Genomic DNA, 17395 nt, shown 5'->3' with positions numbered 1-17395 from the left:
GGCACCACCGGCTCGGCACGCCTGATGATCACGCCGGGTACCGATCTCAATGCCAGCACTTTCGCCCAGCCGGCCTACGAGCTCACCAATACAGGCACGACGGCAATCCGCACGCTCAGCATCGATCTGCACAACAGCCTGATCGCCGGCACCGTGTTCGATCCCTTCGGCACCTTCGGCGACACGACGGCGCTCGACCTCACGCCTTATGCTGCGCCGGTCAGCGCGACCTGGGCCTACGGTCCAAACCCGGTTACGGAGGGCGGCTACAAGACGCTCACCGTCACCTTCGACGGCGCCGGCCTCGCCGCCGGGCAGACCTTCGCGTTCCGCCTGGACGCCGATCCCGCCAGCATCGAGGGGCCGTCACCCGGTCCCAACGAATCCGGCTCGATCTCGGGCTTCGAGCATCTCGGCGCCTCCGTGAGCGTCGGCCTAGTCGATGGATCGTCGGCAAGCAGCGAGGTCTTCACCCAGGGCAGTCCGGGCGGCGGCATGGCGACGCTGGGCGCCAGCCTATCGGCAGCGCCGGTGCTGTCGATGTCGACGCTGGGCGGCACGCCGCTGGTCTCAGACGCGGTCGGTGGCATCGTCAAGCTCAACCTGCCCGGCCTCAACGATCTCGCGGGAACCCCGGGCAACGACGTCGTGGTCACCGTCGCCGGCACGGCCGGCCAGACCGTGCGGCTTGCGGTCTCCGAGCTCGGCGGTGTCGGCATGGACATCCCGCTTGGCAGCCACGAAGGCAATACGGTGCTGCAGAACCCGACCTTCGTCGACGTCACCATCGGCGCGGGCGGAACCGGAAGCCTGGCGCTCGCCTTGCCAGCCGAGACGCCGACCTCCGGCCTCGCTAGCGGATCGGTCTCAGGCCGCTTCGCCGTGACCGCTGCTGCGATCGATCCTGCAACGGGTGCGGCAACCAGCCTGGTCTCTAACACGTTGGTGGTGAAAGACGCGCCCAACAGCTTCACATCCGACGCGGCGAGTGACAGCTTCGTCTTCCAGCAGGGCTTCGCCACCACCGACATCTTCCAGTTTGCCGCAACGGGCGCCAATCACGATCTGATCGGCCTGGACCAGGATCTCTTCCCGGGCCAGACCATTCAGCAGGTCCTGAACAGCAACGCCCTGCAAGCCGGCGCCGGTGCAGGCGATGTCAACATCGTGCCGGCGTCCGGCGGACAGATCCATCTGCACGACAATACGGGTCAACTGACCGTGGCTCTGCTGCGCGCCAATCCGGGCGACTTTTTCTTTGTGTGAAGCGTCTTTCGCGCTTTGCGCGATGGCCAATGTCAGGCCGGCGGCGGCGTGAATCGCAGCTTCAGGCCCCAGGGCACGCCGGTGGCAAAATAGAAAAGGCCGGTCGCCGACGAGCCAATGCCCATGCGGTTGCCGGCAAGATACCAGGCTGTGCGCAGCAGATGCGTCATCGAAAGTGTGTCCAAGCGCAGGGCATAGGCCGTGAACACGGCGGCCTGCACGCGCATCGCCACCTTCATGTGGTGCACGAAGTTGGCGCGATCCATCCAGTTGTCATGCTCGACCACGGGCTGTGGCGAGTAGACCAAGCGGCAATGGTTGAATAGTAGGCGATAGGAGAACTCGGTATCTTCTCCCGTGCCGATGGGCGATCCCGGTCCGAGCATCTCGTTGAACAACCCAACCCGCCGAAAGGCTTCCTTGCGGAAAGACATATTGTTGCCGCCGCCCAGCACGAGATGCGGGATCGCTGGACGATCGACGATGCGGCGTGTCGGCGACTGGTTGAGCGCGGGGCAGATCATGCCATCGGCTTCGCTAACGCAATCCCAGGTCGCCGATCCCTTCGTGCCGTACGGCACCACCCGGCCGTACACGCCGAGCGCCTGCGGATCGGCCTCGAATTCAACAAGGATGGCGTCAAGCCAGCCGCGATCGCAGATGCAGTCGTCGTCGGTAAAGACCACGATGTCAGCAGATGCTTCACGAATGGCGATGTTGCGCGAGATCGCTACGCCCACCGTGTCAGTGGGGATATAGCGAACGCGCTCGTCGGCAAGCGCGGCGATCGCTTTCCGTGTGGCGTCATCGGTGCTCTGGTCGACGACGATCAGCTCGAAGTCGGTGAACGAGTTGGCGATCACGCTGGCGGCGGCGCGTTGTGCTTTCTGCGCGCGATTGCGCGTGCAAATCGCCACGGACACAGAGGGTTTTCCATATTCCATGATCGGGAACGATGCGCGCTCCCTGCCATAATCGGGAGTGTTCATCCGGTGGCTTTGCCGCGTCACGGCGAGGTCACTGGCTCGTCGGGCTCCCCGAACCACAATGCTGTAATGACGGATATCGCACCCGGCGGGCAATCGTCGGCGGAGGCTCCACGCGTGTCGCGCCGCCGCATCGCTGTCAATTTCCTGACGCTGGCCAGTACAAACGTGTTCGGCCTTCTCGTCACGATCTTGATCAGCGTCTATGTGCGCCGCGCCATGGGACCGGACGCAATCGGCCAAGTAAGCTGGGCGATGGCTGCCGTGAGCTACCTGACGGTCCTGGTCAGCCCCGGACTGACCTTTGTCGGCCAGCGCAGCATTGCCCAGTCGCCCGAGAAGAGTCAGTCGCACATCGCGCTCGTCCTGACCCTGCAGACCCTGCTTGCCTGCGTGGTCTACGCCTTCGTCCTGGTGGCGGCGTCGCTCGAACCGCGCGGACCTGTCATCAGTGTGCTGCTCGTCATCCAGGGCGTGACGCTGTTCGTCACCGCGTGGAACATGGGGTGGGTCCTGCAGGCCCACGAACGCATGGTCGTCCCGAGCCTCGCGGCTCTCGCCTTCAATATTCTGCAGCTGCCGGCACTGTTGCTTCTAGTGCACGGCCCGGACGACCTGACGATGTACGCCGTGCTCGTCGTCCTGTTCGGCTTCGGCAGCGTCGTCTTCAATTCATTCTACCTCGCACATCGAGGCATCGTGCGGCCGCTTGAGCTGCGGCCGACCTTCAAAGGCGGGCGTGCCATGCTGCACGAGGCCTGGCCGCTGGCGCTCACTCAGGCCGCTTTGTTGGTGATCGCCAACAGCGGCATCCTGGTGTTGGGCTTCACGCATGGCGACGATTCGGTCGGCCAATTCGTGTCCGCCTATCGCCTGATGCTGGTCGCCAACGTCGTGACGGCGGCGTTATGGAATGCCTATTTCCCGGCCTTCGTCCGTGCCGAGAGCAGCCCCGGCCAGGCAATCCGCCTGTCGCGCGAGTATCTCGGCCTGCTGGCCTGCATGGGGCTCCCCACGGCGGCCCTGGGCTGGGTGTTCGGTCGCTACGTGGTCGAGCTTCTCTATGGTCCGGCGTTCGCACCAGCCGGACAGTATTTTGAATGGCTGTGCCTGGCGATCGGCTTCAATTTCCTGAACTATGGCGTGGTTTCGGCCCTGATTCCCTGGGGGCGCGGTGACCTGCAGCTCCGGATGACCGCCGCTGCAGCAGCTTTCAATCTCGCGGTGACGGCTGTCGCGGTGCCCCTCTTCGGCGCTTGGGGGGCGGTCGCCGCGATTTTTGCGTCGGAGCTCCTGGGATTGGCCCTCGGCATTGCCACGCGCTACCGGCTGCGCCAGTTCTGGCATCCTCTGCTGCCGGTCGTGCTGCCGCCGCTGCTATGCTCCGTGGCTGCCGTTGCCGTGCTTGTCGCGTTGCCGCGCTCTCTGGACCATCTGTGGTGGCTGGAGCTCGGTGGCGCTGCCGTGGTGCTTGGCGGGTGTCTGTTGGCACTGCAGCGAGAGGCCTTGCGGCAGGCCTGGCAGGCATTCCGGCCGCCGCGCTAGCCCTGTTGCTGCATCAGGTTCCAGGCTCGTTTGGAAATGAAGTTGGTACGCGCCCGGGTGTCCGGCGCCATGCCACGCGCTTGGCACCAGGTGCGGAATGCGCCGCTTCGCACCACGACTCGCGATACAGCCTGACCCTGCGACTTACAGTCTGCTTCCCACTGCAAGGCGCGCTCGAGCCACCCCTCATAGGATTCCGGCATATCGCCGAACAAGGCCTTGGCCTGCACATAGTCGGTGCGCAGGTACCAAGGAATGGCAACGATGGTTTTCCCGTCCACGGTGCACGCCCCAGCGACCGTAGCTCTTTAATCCGATCGGTCGTCGTCTTAACCCGAGCGGTCATCGTCGCGTTGCCGGAGACGTCCTAGGTCTCCAAATGGCCACAAGCGAGCGCCTCCGTTTTGCGCTCGCATGCGCAGGTGTGGACGCCGACGATGTCGGCAAGGTCGAGGCGACATGGCTATCGAAATTGATCCCGTGGAAATGTGGAACCTGAACGAGGACAGCAGCCGGATTTGTCTGGAACTCCCGCTGCTGTCTTTCGAGGAGATTTCCGAGCCCATACAGGTGAGGCTGCGCTTTGACGCCGAAACCATAGACGCCATGCTGGAACGGTTGACGTTGTTGCGGAGACGCATGGTGTCGAAAGGCGGACGCTCAGGTTTTCAGTAGTACCCTCACCAAGCTGCTGTGCACCTTGATCTGCCCGCGGCCGCTGACATAGCCCTCGCGCCTGAACCTGCCGAGAAAGTGGCTCACTCGCGGCCGTGTCGTTCCGACGATCTCGGCAAGCGTCTGCTGGTTGACTGCTGCGAGCGCCGTCTGCTCGCCATCTTGGTCGTCGATGTCAGCCAGGAGAAGGAGAGCCCGCGCCAGACGTTTTTCGATCGAGTTCAGCTGCAGATCCGCCACGTCCTCTTCAGCGCGGGCCACCCGCCGGACCAGATGCGACATGAAGTGCCGGGCAAATGTCGAATTGCTGCGCAGCAAGCGAAGCACATCCGCTTTGATAATGCATATCACTCGCGTATCGAGCAAGGCGCTGGCGCTGCCTTTTCGTTGTGCCTGTGGGGCAAGGGCGCATTCGCCGAAAAAACTGCCGGGGCCGAGCAGCGCCACGACGGCATGCTTCCCTTCCGGAGATGCAACGTCAACCCTTACCAGGCCACGCTCGACATAGTAAACGACGTCGGCGCGCTCGGACTGGCGGTAGATCGTACCGTTGCGTGCGATCTTCAACGGCGTGCCGATTCTGGCGATCGCGGCGACAGACACAACCGACTCTCGCTGAATTGACCGCATTCCCCGTCCCCGGGAAGCGCAACCGAGCGCTTACAACGTCAAACGCCAAAAGTTAGCTTGTGTACCAAAGTGAACATCGTTTCTGGACGAAGCGCTGTAACCACCCGGTGGCAACTGTGGAGGAAGTGCAAAGAGCGATCAGATAACGAAGAGCGGGGACCAACGGATGCAGGTAGCGGGGAATGATTTGGCGGCGGCTCTCAAGAGTGCCATCGCTGGCGGCTACGTCGCCGAAATGAGCGGACAGACCTATGCGGTTAGCGCGCCCATCGTCATAAATGTCACCAGCACCATCCAGGGGCCGATGGGCATCGACCTCGGCGGAGCGACGATCGTTTCCCAGATCACGAATGGCGCGCCCGTGATCCAGATCAATGCCGGTCCGGGCGTCGACCTGCGCTATCTGACTCTGTCCAACTTCACAATCCAGGGCAATGGACGGGAAGGCGCCGGCATCAAGGTCGTTGCCGACGGCAACGATCGCTGGATCTACAATTTTACGGTCGACAACGTCACTGTCCGTGGCGTCGGCGGCTACGGGCTGGATGTTCAGGGCAGCGTCTTCGAAGGGCTGATCTCGAACTCCTCGATGATCGGCAATCGGTTGGGCGGTGCCTATTTCGGTCATAGCGCCGGAGGTGGTCAGGTGAGTGCGCTACGCTGGTTCGGCGGCAAGATTGAAGACAATGGCGGTACCGGCATTTTCCTTGGCAACGGCGCCCGTGACCTCAGCATCGATGGCATCACCGTCGCCAACAACAATGGCGACGGCATCAGCGCCGAGTGGGGCATCACCTCGGTGACCGACAGCCAGTTCCGGGACAATCGCGGCGACGGCATCTGGTTCCAGAACTTCGGCTACTTCAACAGCAACACCTTCACGACGTCGGGCGTGCAGGCGACGGGCATGTCGGCATGGGTGACCGGCAACGCCGTCGTGAGCAACAGCCGCAGCGTCTATACCGGCAGCGGATCGGATCTGACGGTGCTTGCCAATCTGCAAGGGACGGGTAGCGCCTACATCGTCGGGGACACCGGCAAGATCATCACCGGACCGGCCCTTGGTGTCGCCGGATTGGGCGGCGGCAACCTCTCGCAGGTGACGGTCAGCAGCCAGGGGGCCAGCGTTCCGGCGCTTGCGTCCGTCGTGTCCGCCACTGCCGCGACCGCAAGCACGGGCAGCGATGCGTTCGAACAGGCGCTGAGTGACGCTCTCGGCGGCGGCACGGTCGGCTCGCTTTCGGGCAAGAGCTTCACCGTCACGACGCCGATCGTCATCTACCTGAATGCATCGAGCCAGGGTCCGATCGGTATCGACCTCGGCGGCGCCAAGATCGTGTCCCAGGTCATGGGGGGCCGGGCGGTCATCGAGATCGTCGCCGGACCGGGCGTCAACGTGAGCAACCTCACGCTTTCGAACTTCAGCGTCGTCGGCAACGGCAGCGAAGGGGACGGCATCAGGATCGTCGCCGCCGGAGCGGACCGTTCAATCAATCTTTTGGTGAGCAACGTCAACGTCGAGCATGTCGGCGGCACGGGCCTCGAAATCCTCGGCAACGTCTCTGGCACGGTTTTCGATTCCTGGATGCACGGAAACGCGAAGGGCGGTGCCGTGTTTGCCAACAGCGGCGGCGGCACCGCCGATTCTCTGCGCTGGGTCGGCGGCGGCTTCCGCAAGAACGGGGTCGCCGGCTTGATCCTGGAGAACGGCGCCAGCGACATGACGGTGCAAGGCGCCTATTTCGTCGAGAACGAGGGGGCCGGCGTCTATGCCACCTCTGGCATCACTCGGATCGAGCAGAGCGGCTTCGAGAACAACGCGCGGGCCGGCGCCTGGGTTGGAGGCTCGTCGACGTTCCTGGGCGACACCTTTTCCACCCACGGCGACCAGATAGTCGGCATTGCGGGCTCGATCAATGGCGGCAAGGTCACGCTGCTTGGTACCGGCAACGAATACTACGGCGGGGGCTGGGATCCGACAGCGTTGATCAACCTGCAGGGCAGCGGCACGCTTTCAGTTGCTGGCGTTGGGAAGGTCATCGCCGGTCCTGGCATCTCCGTGACCGGCGGCAGCGCGGTGCCGAGCGGCAGCTTCTCGCCGGCGCCGACGCCGGTCGACACGATCGCACCTACTATCGCCAGCATCGCCGCATCGGGCGCCTCTCTCACCAATGGCAGCGGCACTGTCGGTGACGGCGCAACGGTCAACTTCACCGTGGCCATGAGCGAAGCCGTCACGGTGACCGGCACGCCGACGCTTTCGCTCAGCAGCGGAGGCAAAGCGACCTATGCCGGCGGATCGGGCGGCAGCAGCCTTGCCTTCACGCACATGGTCGCGTCTGGCCAGTCGGCCAGCGATCTCTCTGTCACCTCGTTCAACCTCGAAGGCGGCAGGGTCGCCGATGCCGCCGGTAATGCGGCGAACCTTGGAGGTGCCGTCAACTACAACCCCGCTGGCATACTGAAGGTAGATACCGGCTCGACCACCACGCCCACTTCGCCCTCGCCGGTAACGACGCCGAAGCTCGTCAAGGCGGTGAATGTCGGTGGTGGCCAGGCGACGGCGGCCAGTGGCGTCGTATTCGAGGCTGACTCCGGCCCGACGACCGGCGGCTCGGCGAGCCAAGTCTTCTCCACAACCGCAGGCATCGCGGGCACCACCGACGATGTGCTGTACCAGAACGAGCGTTACACGCCGGGCGGCAGCTACACCTACGAGATCGCTGTCGCCAACGGCACTTACCAAGTCGACCTGCTGTTTGCGGAGATCTATTCGGGCATTTTCGGATCGGGACAGCGCGTGTTCGACATGTCGCTGGAGGGGCAGGCCCTCTCGGCGCTGCAGAACATCGATATCTACAGCAAGGTCGGTTTGAACGCGGCGTTCACCATCAGCCAGTCCGTGACGGTGAATGACGGTTCGCTATCGATCCAGGTCGGACCGGGCAACTCGTCGCCGGGTAACTTCGAGAACGCCAAGCTCAACGCCTTCGCGGTGTACAGCACGTCTGGCCAACTGCCGACCGTCTCGATCGCCGCGGCGGATGCCAGCCGCAACGAGGGCAACAGTGGCGGCACGCCGTTCACCTTCAACGTGACGCGCGGCGGCAGCACCGCGGCCGCGTCGACGGTGGCCTTTGCCGTGGCCGGAACGGGGACCAATCCGGCGACGGCCGCCGACTTCACCGGCGGGGCGTTTCCGACCGGCACGGTGAGCTTCGCCGTCGGCGAGACGACCAAGATCATCACGGTGAACGTAGCCGGCGACAACACAGTCGAGCCCAACAAGAATTTCGCCGTGACGCTGGCCAACGCCACCGCTGGCACGGCCATTGGGACCGCAACGGCCAGCGGCACGATCCTCAACGACGACAGCGCGTCCACCCCGGCCGGACTTGGCTTCACGTCCATTGCCTCGGCCAACGGGCAGGTAACGCTGAAGGGAACCAGCGGCGCGGCTGACCGGATTTCGATCTACGACGGCATGACCTGGATGGGTCACGCCACGGCCGGCGACGACGGAACCTGGAGCTTCAACGCCAAGGCGGCGTCCGGAACAACCCACACCTACGGTGTCAATGCCACCAGTCCAGTCGGCAAGACGAGCACGACCGCTGCCCGGGCTCGACTCGGGAGCACCGCTGCCGATACCCTGACTGGCGGTAGCGGTAACGACGTGATCGCTGGGGGGCCGGGCAACGATGTACTGACGGGCGGCGCCGGCGCCGACATCTTCGCTTTCACGGCGGCGCCTATCTCGGGCAACTTGGACCGCATCACCGACTTTGCCTCCGGTACCGACAAGCTTGCCTTTGCGCGCTCCACCTTCGTCGCGCTGTCGGTCGGGGAGCTGTCGCCCGCTGCCTTCGTTCAGGCCGCCGCGGCCATGACGTCCGAGCAGCGCGTCATCTTCAATGCCGCCTCCGGTATCGTCTCCTATGACGCCGATGGCAGCGGCAGCGGAGCGGCAGTTGCCGTGGCGCAGCTCGCCACCGACCAAGTCCTGAAAGCGCAGGATATCAAGGTCTATTGAGTGCGATTCCGGGGCCGACGGCGAGGCGACAACGCCTCGTCGCCTCGCCATGCAGGGAGTAGTTACATGACGCCGAACGATTCGGGGCTCGCCGCCCTCGTTTCGCTGTTGCGCCTGCAGGGTGTGCCGGCGGAGCCCGCCCAGCTCCATCACCAGCTCGGCCTAGCCGGCAAGCCGGTCGGCGTGCTGGAGATGGTACGCTGTGCCCGGCAACGGGGCCTCAAGTCGCGCGGCCTCTCCACCCGGTGGGACCGGCTGGCGCGAACGCCGTTGCCGGCCGTCGCCGAGCTGCGTGACGGCTCCTTCTTGCTTCTTGGCAAGGCGATCGACGACAAGGTGCTGGTGCACGTGCCCGGCGCGAGCCAGGCCACGGTCATGATGCGCCGGCAGTTCGAAGAGATATGGACCGGCCGCCTGGTGCTGGTGACGCGCCGCGCCACGCTTGGCGATGTGGCGCATCGCTTTGATCTCGGCTGGTTTATGGGTGCGATCGCAAAGTACCGCATGCTGCTGGGCGAGGTCCTGCTCGCCTCGTTCTTCCTGCAGCTTTTCGCGCTGATGGTGCCGTTGCTCTTCCAGGTCGTGATTGACAAGGTACTCGTGCATCGCAGCCTAACCACCCTGGAGGTGGTGCTGATGGCGATCGCGGGCCTCGCCCTCGCCGAGACACTGCTCGGGATCATGCGCACCTATCTCTTTGCGCATACGACCAACCGCGTCGATGTCGAGCTGGGCGCGCGGCTGTTCCGCCATCTGATGGCGTTGCCGCTGTCCTACTTCCAGAGCCGACGCGTGGGCGATTCGGTCGCCCGCGTGCGTGAGCTCGAGAACATCCGTACCTTCCTGACCAGCTCGGCACTGACCATGGTGATGGACCTGTTCTTTACCATGGTCTTCGTGGCGGTGATGTTCTTCTACTCCCCGCTGCTCAGCTGGATTGTCGTCGCCGCCTTTCCCTTCTACATCGCGATCTCGCTTGTCGCCGCGCCGCTGTTTCGCCGCCGGTTGGATGAGAAGTTCCGCCGCGGCGCTGAGAACCAGGCCTTCCTCGTCGAGAATGTCGCCGGCGTTGAAACGATCAAGTCGGTGGCGGCGGAACCGCAGATGCAGCGGCGGTGGGAGGACCAGCTGGCTGCCTATGTCGCCGCCTCCTTCCGCGTGCTCAGCCTCGGCAACACCACCAGTGAGCTCGTGCAGCTGATCGCCAAGCTGGTAAATGCCGCGGTGCTCTTCTTCGGCGCGCGGCTCGCCCTCGAAGGCAGCCTGACCATCGGTGAGCTGGTCGCCTTCACCATGATCGCCGGTCGGGTCAGCGCGCCGGTGCTGCGCCTGGCACAGATATGGCAGGACTTCCACCAGACCAGGCTCTCCGTCGAACGCCTCGGCGACATTCTCAATACGCCCACTGAGCCCGTCTACGCGCCTGGCCGCGCGGCGCTGCCGACGATCGCAGGGGATGTCGTGTTCGATCACGTCAGCTTCCGTTACCGGCCGGGCGGCCAGCCCGTGCTGCACGACGTAAGCTTTAGCCTGGCCGCCGGCGAGGTCGTCGGCGTCGTGGGTGTCTCCGGATCGGGAAAGAGCACGATCGCTAAGCTCATCCAGCGCCTCTACGTGCCAGAAAGCGGTCGGGTCCTGGTCGACGGCATGGACCTGGCGATGGCCGACCAAGCGTGGCTGCGGCGGCAGATCGGCGTGGTGCTGCAGGACAACGTACTGTTCAACGCCACTATCCGAGACAACATCGCCCTTGCCGATCCGGCCCTGCCGCTCGCGCGCATCGTCGCCGCGGCCAAGCTCGCCGGTGCGCATGACTTCATCCTGAGGCTGCCGGAAGGCTACGATACGGTCGTCGGTGAACGCGGCGCCAGCTTGTCGGGTGGGCAGAGGCAGCGAATCGCCATCGCGCGCGCCCTGGTCGGCGACCCTCGCGTCCTGATTTTCGACGAGGCGACCAGCGCGCTCGACTATGAGAGCGAGCGCGTCATCCAGGAGAATATGCGCGAGATCGTGCGCGACCGAACTGTCGTCATCATAGCGCACCGCCTGTCGACGCTGCGCATCGCCGATCGCGTCCTCACCATCGACGAAGGGCGCTTGATCGAGGACGGCACGCATGAGCAGCTGATGCGCGCTCCCGGCCGCTACGCGGCTCTTCACAAGCTGCAGGCGGGAATCCATGGTGTCCACTAGCATCCTATCCGGCCGCTCTCGCGCCGAGCTTGCCTTCCTGCCGGCTGCGCTCGAGATCATCGAAGCGCCGCCGTCGCCGATCGGCCGGGCAATCGCCATCACCGTGGTGGTCGTCGCCTGTCTCGCTGCCGCCTGGGCGTCTGTGGGAACTGTCGACATCGTCGCCGTGGCTCAAGGCAGGGTCATTCCCAGCGGGCGCACGAAGTTAGTGCAGCCGCTGGAAGCGGGGATCGTGCGTGCCATTCATGTCCGCGACGGCCAGCGGGTGCGCGCCGGAGAAGTACTGATCGAACTCGATCCCACCGTGAGCGGTGCTGAGCTCGAGCGATTGAACGCTGATCTGACATCGGCCCTGCTTGATGTCGCGCGCCTGCGAGCGGCGCTCGCGACCGATTTCTCGCCGCTTGCCGCCTTTCAGCCTCCACCCGGGGCCACTCACGCCCAGGTCGAGATGCATCGCGGCTTCCTGGCCAGCCAGATAACAGAGCAGGAGCGCAAGGTCGGCGCCGTGGATAAACAGAAGGCTCAGAAGGAAGCGGAACGTGGCACGCTTTCCGCCATGATCGAGAGGCTCGAGGCCACCTTGCCGCTGATCGAGCATCGTGTCTCGGTGCGCAAGCATCTGTCCGATCGCGAGCTGGGATCGCGATTGCAATACCTCGCAGATCTGCAGGAACTCACGGCAACGCAGCAGGAGGTGCTGGTGCTCAAGAGCCGCAGCGTGGAAGCCGACGCGGCTCTCGCTGCCACCGACGAAAATCGCGCGCGTACCGTGGCGGAGTATCGGCGCACGCTGTTCGATGAGCTCAATCGGGCTGAGCAGAAAGCCGCGGGGCTGCGGCAGGAGGTCGTAAAGGCGAGGCAGAAGGCAGAGCAACAGCAGCTCGTTGCGCCAGCGCACGGCATCGTGCACCAGCTCGCGGTTCATACGGTAGGCGGAGTGGTGACGGCCGCTCAGCCACTGGTCGCCGTCGTGCCCGTGGACGGCGACCTCGAGATCGAGGCCATCGTGAATAATCGCGATGTCGGATTCATCCGCGTCGGCCAAGAGGCGGAGATCAAGATCGATGCCTTTAATTTCACGCGTTACGGGCTGGCGACCGGCCGCGTGCTTACCATCTCGAGCGATTCGGTTGCGCGGCACGGAGATCCGCAGCGCAGCGAGAACCGGCCGCTGGGGCCGGAGCTTGAATATGTGGCACGCATAGCCCTCAATCATGGCAGTTTGCGCGATGGGAACCCGTCTCTGACATTGTCGCCGGGCATGACGGCCACGGTCGAGATCAAGACCGGGACGCGAACTGTCGTCGACTACCTTTTGTCGCCACTCGCGCGCTATCGACAAGAGTCGCTGAGAGAACGATGAGGATGGGGGAGCCTATGCACCCGGAACAGCGGTAGGCCTTTCTGGCGCAATTACGCAATGAACTCGACATCTCGACCTTCTTGGCGGCCCTGGATGTGATGCTCCAGCAAACGCGCACCGCGATTGAGAAAGGTCTCACTCGTATCGCCCTGGAACGGGTGGCCTGGCGCAACACCAGCATTGGGATGAATTCAGGCGCTGGAGGAACTTCAGGCCTTCCTGATGGCGGCACACCAGCGCTCGGCCGCGGGCGAGACCGTTGCCAAAGTCGACGATGAGGGAACGAATACCGGCTTCCGCCTGTGCCCAAATGCGATCAGATGGAATCGCGTGCAGTTCCACCTGATCGCCTTCCGCTCTAATAGAGCAGGTCCTGTTCCAGACCGACGTTGGAGAGGGCCTCGATCTTGCCGTCGCCACCGGGAGTCCCTTTGGTTGGTGGGTCGTTGAGCAACGCGCTGCCGTGCGAACCGGAGGGCAACGACGAGCCGATTAAGGGCCTCAGGGACATGTCGTGAGGGACTTGGTGGCTGAAAGGAAGTTTCCTAAGTTGGCCCCCCGATCTTTGCGTCACCTGATTGTATATGTCGGTCACGAGCGGTTTAGCGACCTGGCGGGGCGTGAGGCACACGGGCGCCATTCGCTGCGGTGACGATCGCTCTGCTTCACAGCGGGTTGAAAGGGGCGAAGTAGACGCTAGACGCCTCGGCGAGCACGCACCATGGGCGCCGTACGCATCCGATGAAGGCTGCGGAGAGTGCGGTGCGAGGCAGCCTCTGCGTCGGGCCACGGCGTCCATAGGCGCGGCCTCACGCAAACGTAAACAGTCGTGTGGCCGCGACCGTGGCAGGCTCTCGTACCGCCAACGACAGAAGGGAGCGTGCGATGACAACCATTCGTTTGATGCTGGCAGGCGCGGTCGCGCTGGTAGCGTCCTTGGGATTCCTCGCCGATGCGCTGGCCCAGACCCCGCCCGCGAGCCCGCCGACGCGGCTGCGCGGCTCGATCGCGGCGATCGACGGCAAGACTGCGACCATCGCGACGCGCGAAGGCACGTCAGTGCCGGTGAAGCTCGCCGACAACTGGTCGGTGATGCTGGTGAGCCCGATGGCCTTGGCCGACATCAAGGAAAACAGCTTCGTCGGCATCGCCTCGCTCAAGGGGCCGGACGGCTCGCTGAATGCACTCGAGGTATTGATCTTCCCGGAGGCTGCCCGCGGCTCGGGCGAAGGGCATTATCCCTGGGACCTGCAGCCCGAGAGCATGATGACCAACGCCACGGTGGCGACGGTCGCCGCCGCGCCCGATGGCCAGACGCTGACCCTGAAATACAAGGATGGCACGCAGACCATCAAGGTTAAGCCGGGCACGCCCATCGTCACCTTCGCGCCGGGCGATCGCGCCGATGCTAAGGTCGGCGCCAAAGTCTTCCTGGGGGCGACCAAGGGCGCCGACGGCGAACTGACTGCCGGAAGGCTGCTGGTCGGCAAGGACGGACTGACGCCGCCAATGTAAGGGCGAGGTACGATATCGTACGTGGCGGCCGCGTCACCAAAAGGTCTCTGAGAAAAACGCAATCGCGGCGCGCGGAGGTATGGCCGCATCGAAGGCTCCAATATATGTAGTCGGAGCAAGGCTTTACGACTACATTGGGAGTTGGCCGTTCAAATGAAGCCGGAGATACAATGAACACCGAACGTGTCCTCCGAGTTTGCCGTATCGCAACTGTGTTCATGGGGATGAGCTACCCGGTTGCGCAGGTCATGGCTCAGGTGCCTGGTGCGGTAGGTCAGCCGCAACAGCGAGAGGAGCGGCCAGACTACCGCTCCCCTGTCGTCCGGGAGTCGGAGCAGTACGATGCCAAGGGGGTTCGTCTGGGGAGCTTCAAGTTTTTCGGCACTCTCGAAGCCGACGAAGTCTTCAATGACAACGTCAATGCGAACTCCGATGCGCTCGGCAAGCAGGCCGGGTTCATTCAGCTCATCAATCCGACCCTGGAGCTGAAGTCGGATTGGAACAATCACATGCTGCGTGCCTACGCCAAAGGCGGGTTTGGCCTCTACAGCGTCAATCCGTCACTTAACAACTATCAGGACGTCTCCGTCGGCGCTGATGGCCGCCTCGACATCCAGCGCAACTGGAACGTCTATGGTGGCGCGTCATGGAATCGGCGTCACGATGAATTCGGCACGCCCAACACGCCGACAGGCATCGGGCTGCCGGTGACCGTGTACAACCAAACCAGCGCCAACGTCGGTTACTTTCAGACATTCAACCGCCTCAACGTCAGGGTCGACGGTCGCTACGACAACTACAACTTCTTCAACAACGGTTTGGGGCCGGCCCAGGGCGTGATCCCCAATAGCGATCGTAACCGCAACGAATTGCGCGAAGCATTGCGCTTCGGCTACGAGTTCTCGCCGGGCTACGAGGTCTGGGTGCGCGGCAGCCTCAATCAGCGGCGGTACTATCAGCTCGATAGTTCCGGCCTTGATCGCTCCTCGAACGGCTTCGACGTCGTGGGCGGCATGATCATCGACCTTGGAGGCATCACCGCCGTGGAGGTCTTTGCCGGCTACCTGCAGCAGACCTACGTTTCCGGCCAGTTTTCAACAATCAGCACGCCGACCTTTGGCTTGACGGGCTATTGGAATCCAATACACGACCTGTGGGTGAAGCCGTTCATTCGCCGCACCGTCGATGATTCGGCCTTCACCGGATCGGCGGCCTATCTCAGCACCACGGGCGGGTTGGATGTGAACTACCATGTTCGTCCCAACGTTCGCCTCGACGCCCATGCCGACTATGCCATCGCCGACTACTCAGCCCTGAGCGCCGGTGGCAGCAATCAGTACGACCAGTACGTCACCTTGCGCGCCGGCGTGATGTATTTGCCGACCGCCAACTTCTTCGTCGGTCCGGTGTACCAGTTCATCACCCGCAACTCGAACCAGTTCAACGGCGACTACAACCAGAACGTCGTGATGCTGAGGCTGGGCGCAAGGCTATAGCGGCTAATCGTCGTGGCGGCGAGACTCGGGGAGATCTTCCCGCGCCAGCCTGCGGCCTTCTGTGATCAGCGTGGCAACATACAAGCCGATGTTTGTCGCGATCCACATCAGGCCGAACAGGTCAGGATAGGAAACGACCAGTCCCGCTGCCTGGAACGGCCAGGGCGGCAGGAAGTAGAACAGTACGTTGCCGATCACGAACAGGCAGCGAACCTCGGTCAGGCCCATGCCGCCGGTGGCCAGGTGGAACACGCCGGTTGCCTGTACCCGCAGCAGCCCTTGCACCGTCATCATCAGATAGGTTGCCAGTCCCAGCATGACGATCTCGGGCCTGATGTAGCCCGATGCGGCGAGGCCTAGGGCGAACAGAAGCTGGGAAATCACATCGATCGACTGATCGAGAAAGAACCCATAGCGCGGCCGCTCGACGCCTCTCTGACGGGCCACCCGCCCATCCAAGGAATCCCCGAACCAGTTCACCACCAGGGCAACATTCACGACCCACAGGGCCAAGGGATAGCGTGGTGTCAGCGCATAGCCCGCCATTGCCACGACGGCCGCAGCAAGGCCCACGGCGGTCAAGCCGTCCGGCGTGAGCCATCGCGGCACGCGGGGCGCCAACCAGTCGAGGGCGCGTTGCTCGGCGGCCGACAGCCAGCCACTGTTGGTGCGCGTAGCCGGCGGGGTAGCGTCCTGCGGCATCACTTGCGGGCCGTGTCAGTCGGTGGCGAGGCAACATGAAAGCGGGTGCCTCGGGCTCCCCGTCGACGGACGAACTCGGGAACGAGAAGGCTGAGGCGCGACAGCCAGAAGGGAACCAAAGGGAAACCGATCAGCGCCTTGTTGCGCCGAAACCCCTCGAGGATGTGCGTTGCAGCGTCGTCCGCGGAAATCTCGCCGGGCCGCGGACCGAGATGGATGTCGGCCATGGGCGTGGCGACGAAGCCGGGGCAGGCGGCCATGACCTGCACGCCATCGCCAGCAAGGGCATCGCGAAGCGCCAGCGCGTAGGACACCAGGGCGGCCTTGGAGGCCGAATAGGCCGGCGCATCGGCCAGCGGGACGAAGCCCGCAAGCGAAGACACGATGATGATGCCGCCGCTGCCCCGCCGCCGCATTGCCGGGAGCACGGCATGGACCGTATCCACGGCGGCAAGCAGGTTGATTTCCAGGACGCGCCGCGCCGTCTCGCCGGTTTCCGTGACCTGGTCGGCATGCCGACCGTCCAGGATGCCGGCGTTGGCGACGAGCAGGTCGATCGGGTGGTCGCGATCGAAGTCGTCGAGGAAGTCCTGCAACCGCGCGGTGTCGCGGATGTCGATGCTGGCGCTGCGGCAATGGGCGCCGGCCGCGGCGCACTCGGCTGCGACCGTCTCTAGCCGCTGCTGATTGCGGCCAATCAGGCCGAGCGCGCGGCCGGGACCGCTCAGCCGTCGCGCAAGCGTCGCGCCGATGCCGCTGGAAGCGCCTGTGATGACGATTGAATTGAAGTCCACGTGCGGTATCCGTCACTGCCAGCCGCGTGCTGGTCCGCACTTATCTCACGCCAACCAACCAGAGCGAAATCCAATCAGATCGAACCGCGCGCGGTTCGATCTGATTGGATTTGCGCGCACTGGCGATGCTTTTTGCAAGAGCACAATCCGCCCAGCTGATTCCAGCTGGGCGGATTGTGCTTTCGTGCGAAGAC

At 64.0% G+C, this 17395-nt stretch carries 14 protein-coding genes; 8 read left to right on the top strand and 6 right to left on the bottom strand.

The genetic code is table 11. The features are described 5' to 3' along the window. Positions 1-1266: hypothetical protein (locus tag RSO01_RS47580; protein ID WP_170303436.1), on the top strand; the 1266-nt coding region annotated here is incomplete at its 5' end. A gap of 32 nt (positions 1267-1298) precedes the next feature. On the opposite strand, the gene RSO01_RS28960 is transcribed toward RSO01_RS47580, so the two are convergent. Further along, entirely contained in the window at positions 1299-2276 is a 978-nt protein-coding gene (locus tag RSO01_RS28960) for a glycosyltransferase family 2 protein (RefSeq protein ID WP_147154044.1), read from the bottom strand. 45 nt (positions 2277-2321) lie between these two features. Between RSO01_RS28960 and RSO01_RS28955 the strand changes: the two genes are divergently transcribed. Then, positions 2322-3797, top strand: coding sequence for a flippase (locus tag RSO01_RS28955; protein WP_147154043.1), 1476 nt, complete (start codon positions 2322-2324; stop codon positions 3795-3797). Here RSO01_RS28955 and RSO01_RS28950 read toward each other — a convergent pair. Further along, positions 3794-4078 (bottom strand): hypothetical protein, encoded by a 285-nt coding sequence (locus tag RSO01_RS28950; RefSeq protein WP_147154042.1) that lies wholly within the window; start codon positions 4076-4078, stop codon positions 3794-3796. The two genes, RSO01_RS28955 and RSO01_RS28950, sit on opposite strands and share 4 nt — an antisense overlap. 178 nt (positions 4079-4256) lie before the next feature. Between RSO01_RS28950 and RSO01_RS28945 the strand changes: the two genes are divergently transcribed. Continuing rightward, the gene (locus RSO01_RS28945) at positions 4257-4472 is read left to right on the top strand and encodes a hypothetical protein (RefSeq protein ID WP_147154041.1); all 216 of its coding nucleotides are present in this window, start codon (positions 4257-4259) and stop codon (positions 4470-4472) included. Here RSO01_RS28945 and RSO01_RS28940 read toward each other — a convergent pair. After that, the gene (locus RSO01_RS28940) at positions 4458-5075 is read right to left on the bottom strand and encodes a Crp/Fnr family transcriptional regulator (protein WP_170303435.1); all 618 of its coding nucleotides are present in this window, start codon (positions 5073-5075) and stop codon (positions 4458-4460) included. The two genes, RSO01_RS28945 and RSO01_RS28940, sit on opposite strands and share 15 nt — an antisense overlap. Positions 5076-5337: 262 nt before the next feature. On the opposite strand from RSO01_RS28940, the gene RSO01_RS28935 reads away from it, so the two are divergent. The 3 genes from RSO01_RS28935 to RSO01_RS28925 all read left to right on the top strand — a co-directional run bounded on the left by RSO01_RS28935 (position 5338) and on the right by RSO01_RS28925 (position 12694). Then, a complete protein-coding gene (locus tag RSO01_RS28935) occupies positions 5338-9135 on the top strand; it encodes a malectin domain-containing carbohydrate-binding protein (RefSeq protein ID WP_170303434.1) in 3798 nt (1265 codons plus the stop codon). Positions 9136-9201: 66 nt separating this feature from the next. Further along, a complete protein-coding gene (locus RSO01_RS28930) occupies positions 9202-11328 on the top strand; it encodes a type I secretion system permease/ATPase (RefSeq protein WP_147154038.1) in 2127 nt (708 codons plus the stop codon). Next, the gene (locus RSO01_RS28925; RefSeq protein WP_147154037.1) at positions 11315-12694 is read left to right on the top strand and encodes an HlyD family type I secretion periplasmic adaptor subunit; all 1380 of its coding nucleotides are present in this window, start codon (positions 11315-11317) and stop codon (positions 12692-12694) included. Before RSO01_RS28930 ends, RSO01_RS28925 begins: the two co-directional genes overlap by 14 nt. Positions 12695-13052: 358 nt before the next feature. Here RSO01_RS28925 and RSO01_RS47575 read toward each other — a convergent pair whose 3' ends face one another. After that, complete coding sequence (locus RSO01_RS47575; protein WP_170303433.1) at positions 13053-13205, bottom strand: hypothetical protein; 153 nt, start codon at positions 13203-13205, stop codon at positions 13053-13055. Positions 13206-13579: 374 nt separating this feature from the next. Between RSO01_RS47575 and RSO01_RS28920 the strand changes: the two genes are divergently transcribed. Next, entirely contained in the window at positions 13580-14209 is a 630-nt protein-coding gene (locus RSO01_RS28920; protein ID WP_147154036.1) for a hypothetical protein, read from the top strand. A gap of 170 nt (positions 14210-14379) precedes the next feature. Beyond that, complete coding sequence (locus RSO01_RS28915) at positions 14380-15705, top strand: outer membrane beta-barrel protein (RefSeq protein WP_147154035.1); 1326 nt, start codon at positions 14380-14382, stop codon at positions 15703-15705. A 3-nt stretch (positions 15706-15708) separates the two neighbouring features. On the opposite strand, the gene RSO01_RS28910 is transcribed toward RSO01_RS28915, so the two are convergent. Continuing rightward, positions 15709-16407, bottom strand: coding sequence for a CDP-alcohol phosphatidyltransferase family protein (locus RSO01_RS28910; RefSeq protein WP_147154034.1), 699 nt, complete (start codon positions 16405-16407; stop codon positions 15709-15711). Continuing rightward, complete coding sequence (locus tag RSO01_RS28905; RefSeq protein ID WP_170303431.1) at positions 16407-17201, bottom strand: SDR family NAD(P)-dependent oxidoreductase; 795 nt, start codon at positions 17199-17201, stop codon at positions 16407-16409. The genes RSO01_RS28910 and RSO01_RS28905 overlap by 1 nt, the downstream gene beginning before the upstream one ends. Positions 17202-17395: the final 194 nt, after the last annotated feature.

This window comes from Reyranella soli (genome assembly GCF_007992495.1).
Classification (GTDB): domain Bacteria; phylum Pseudomonadota; class Alphaproteobacteria; order Reyranellales; family Reyranellaceae; genus Reyranella; species Reyranella soli.
Note: the sequence above shows the minus strand (reverse complement) of the source record. Positions and strands in the feature narration are given on the sequence as shown.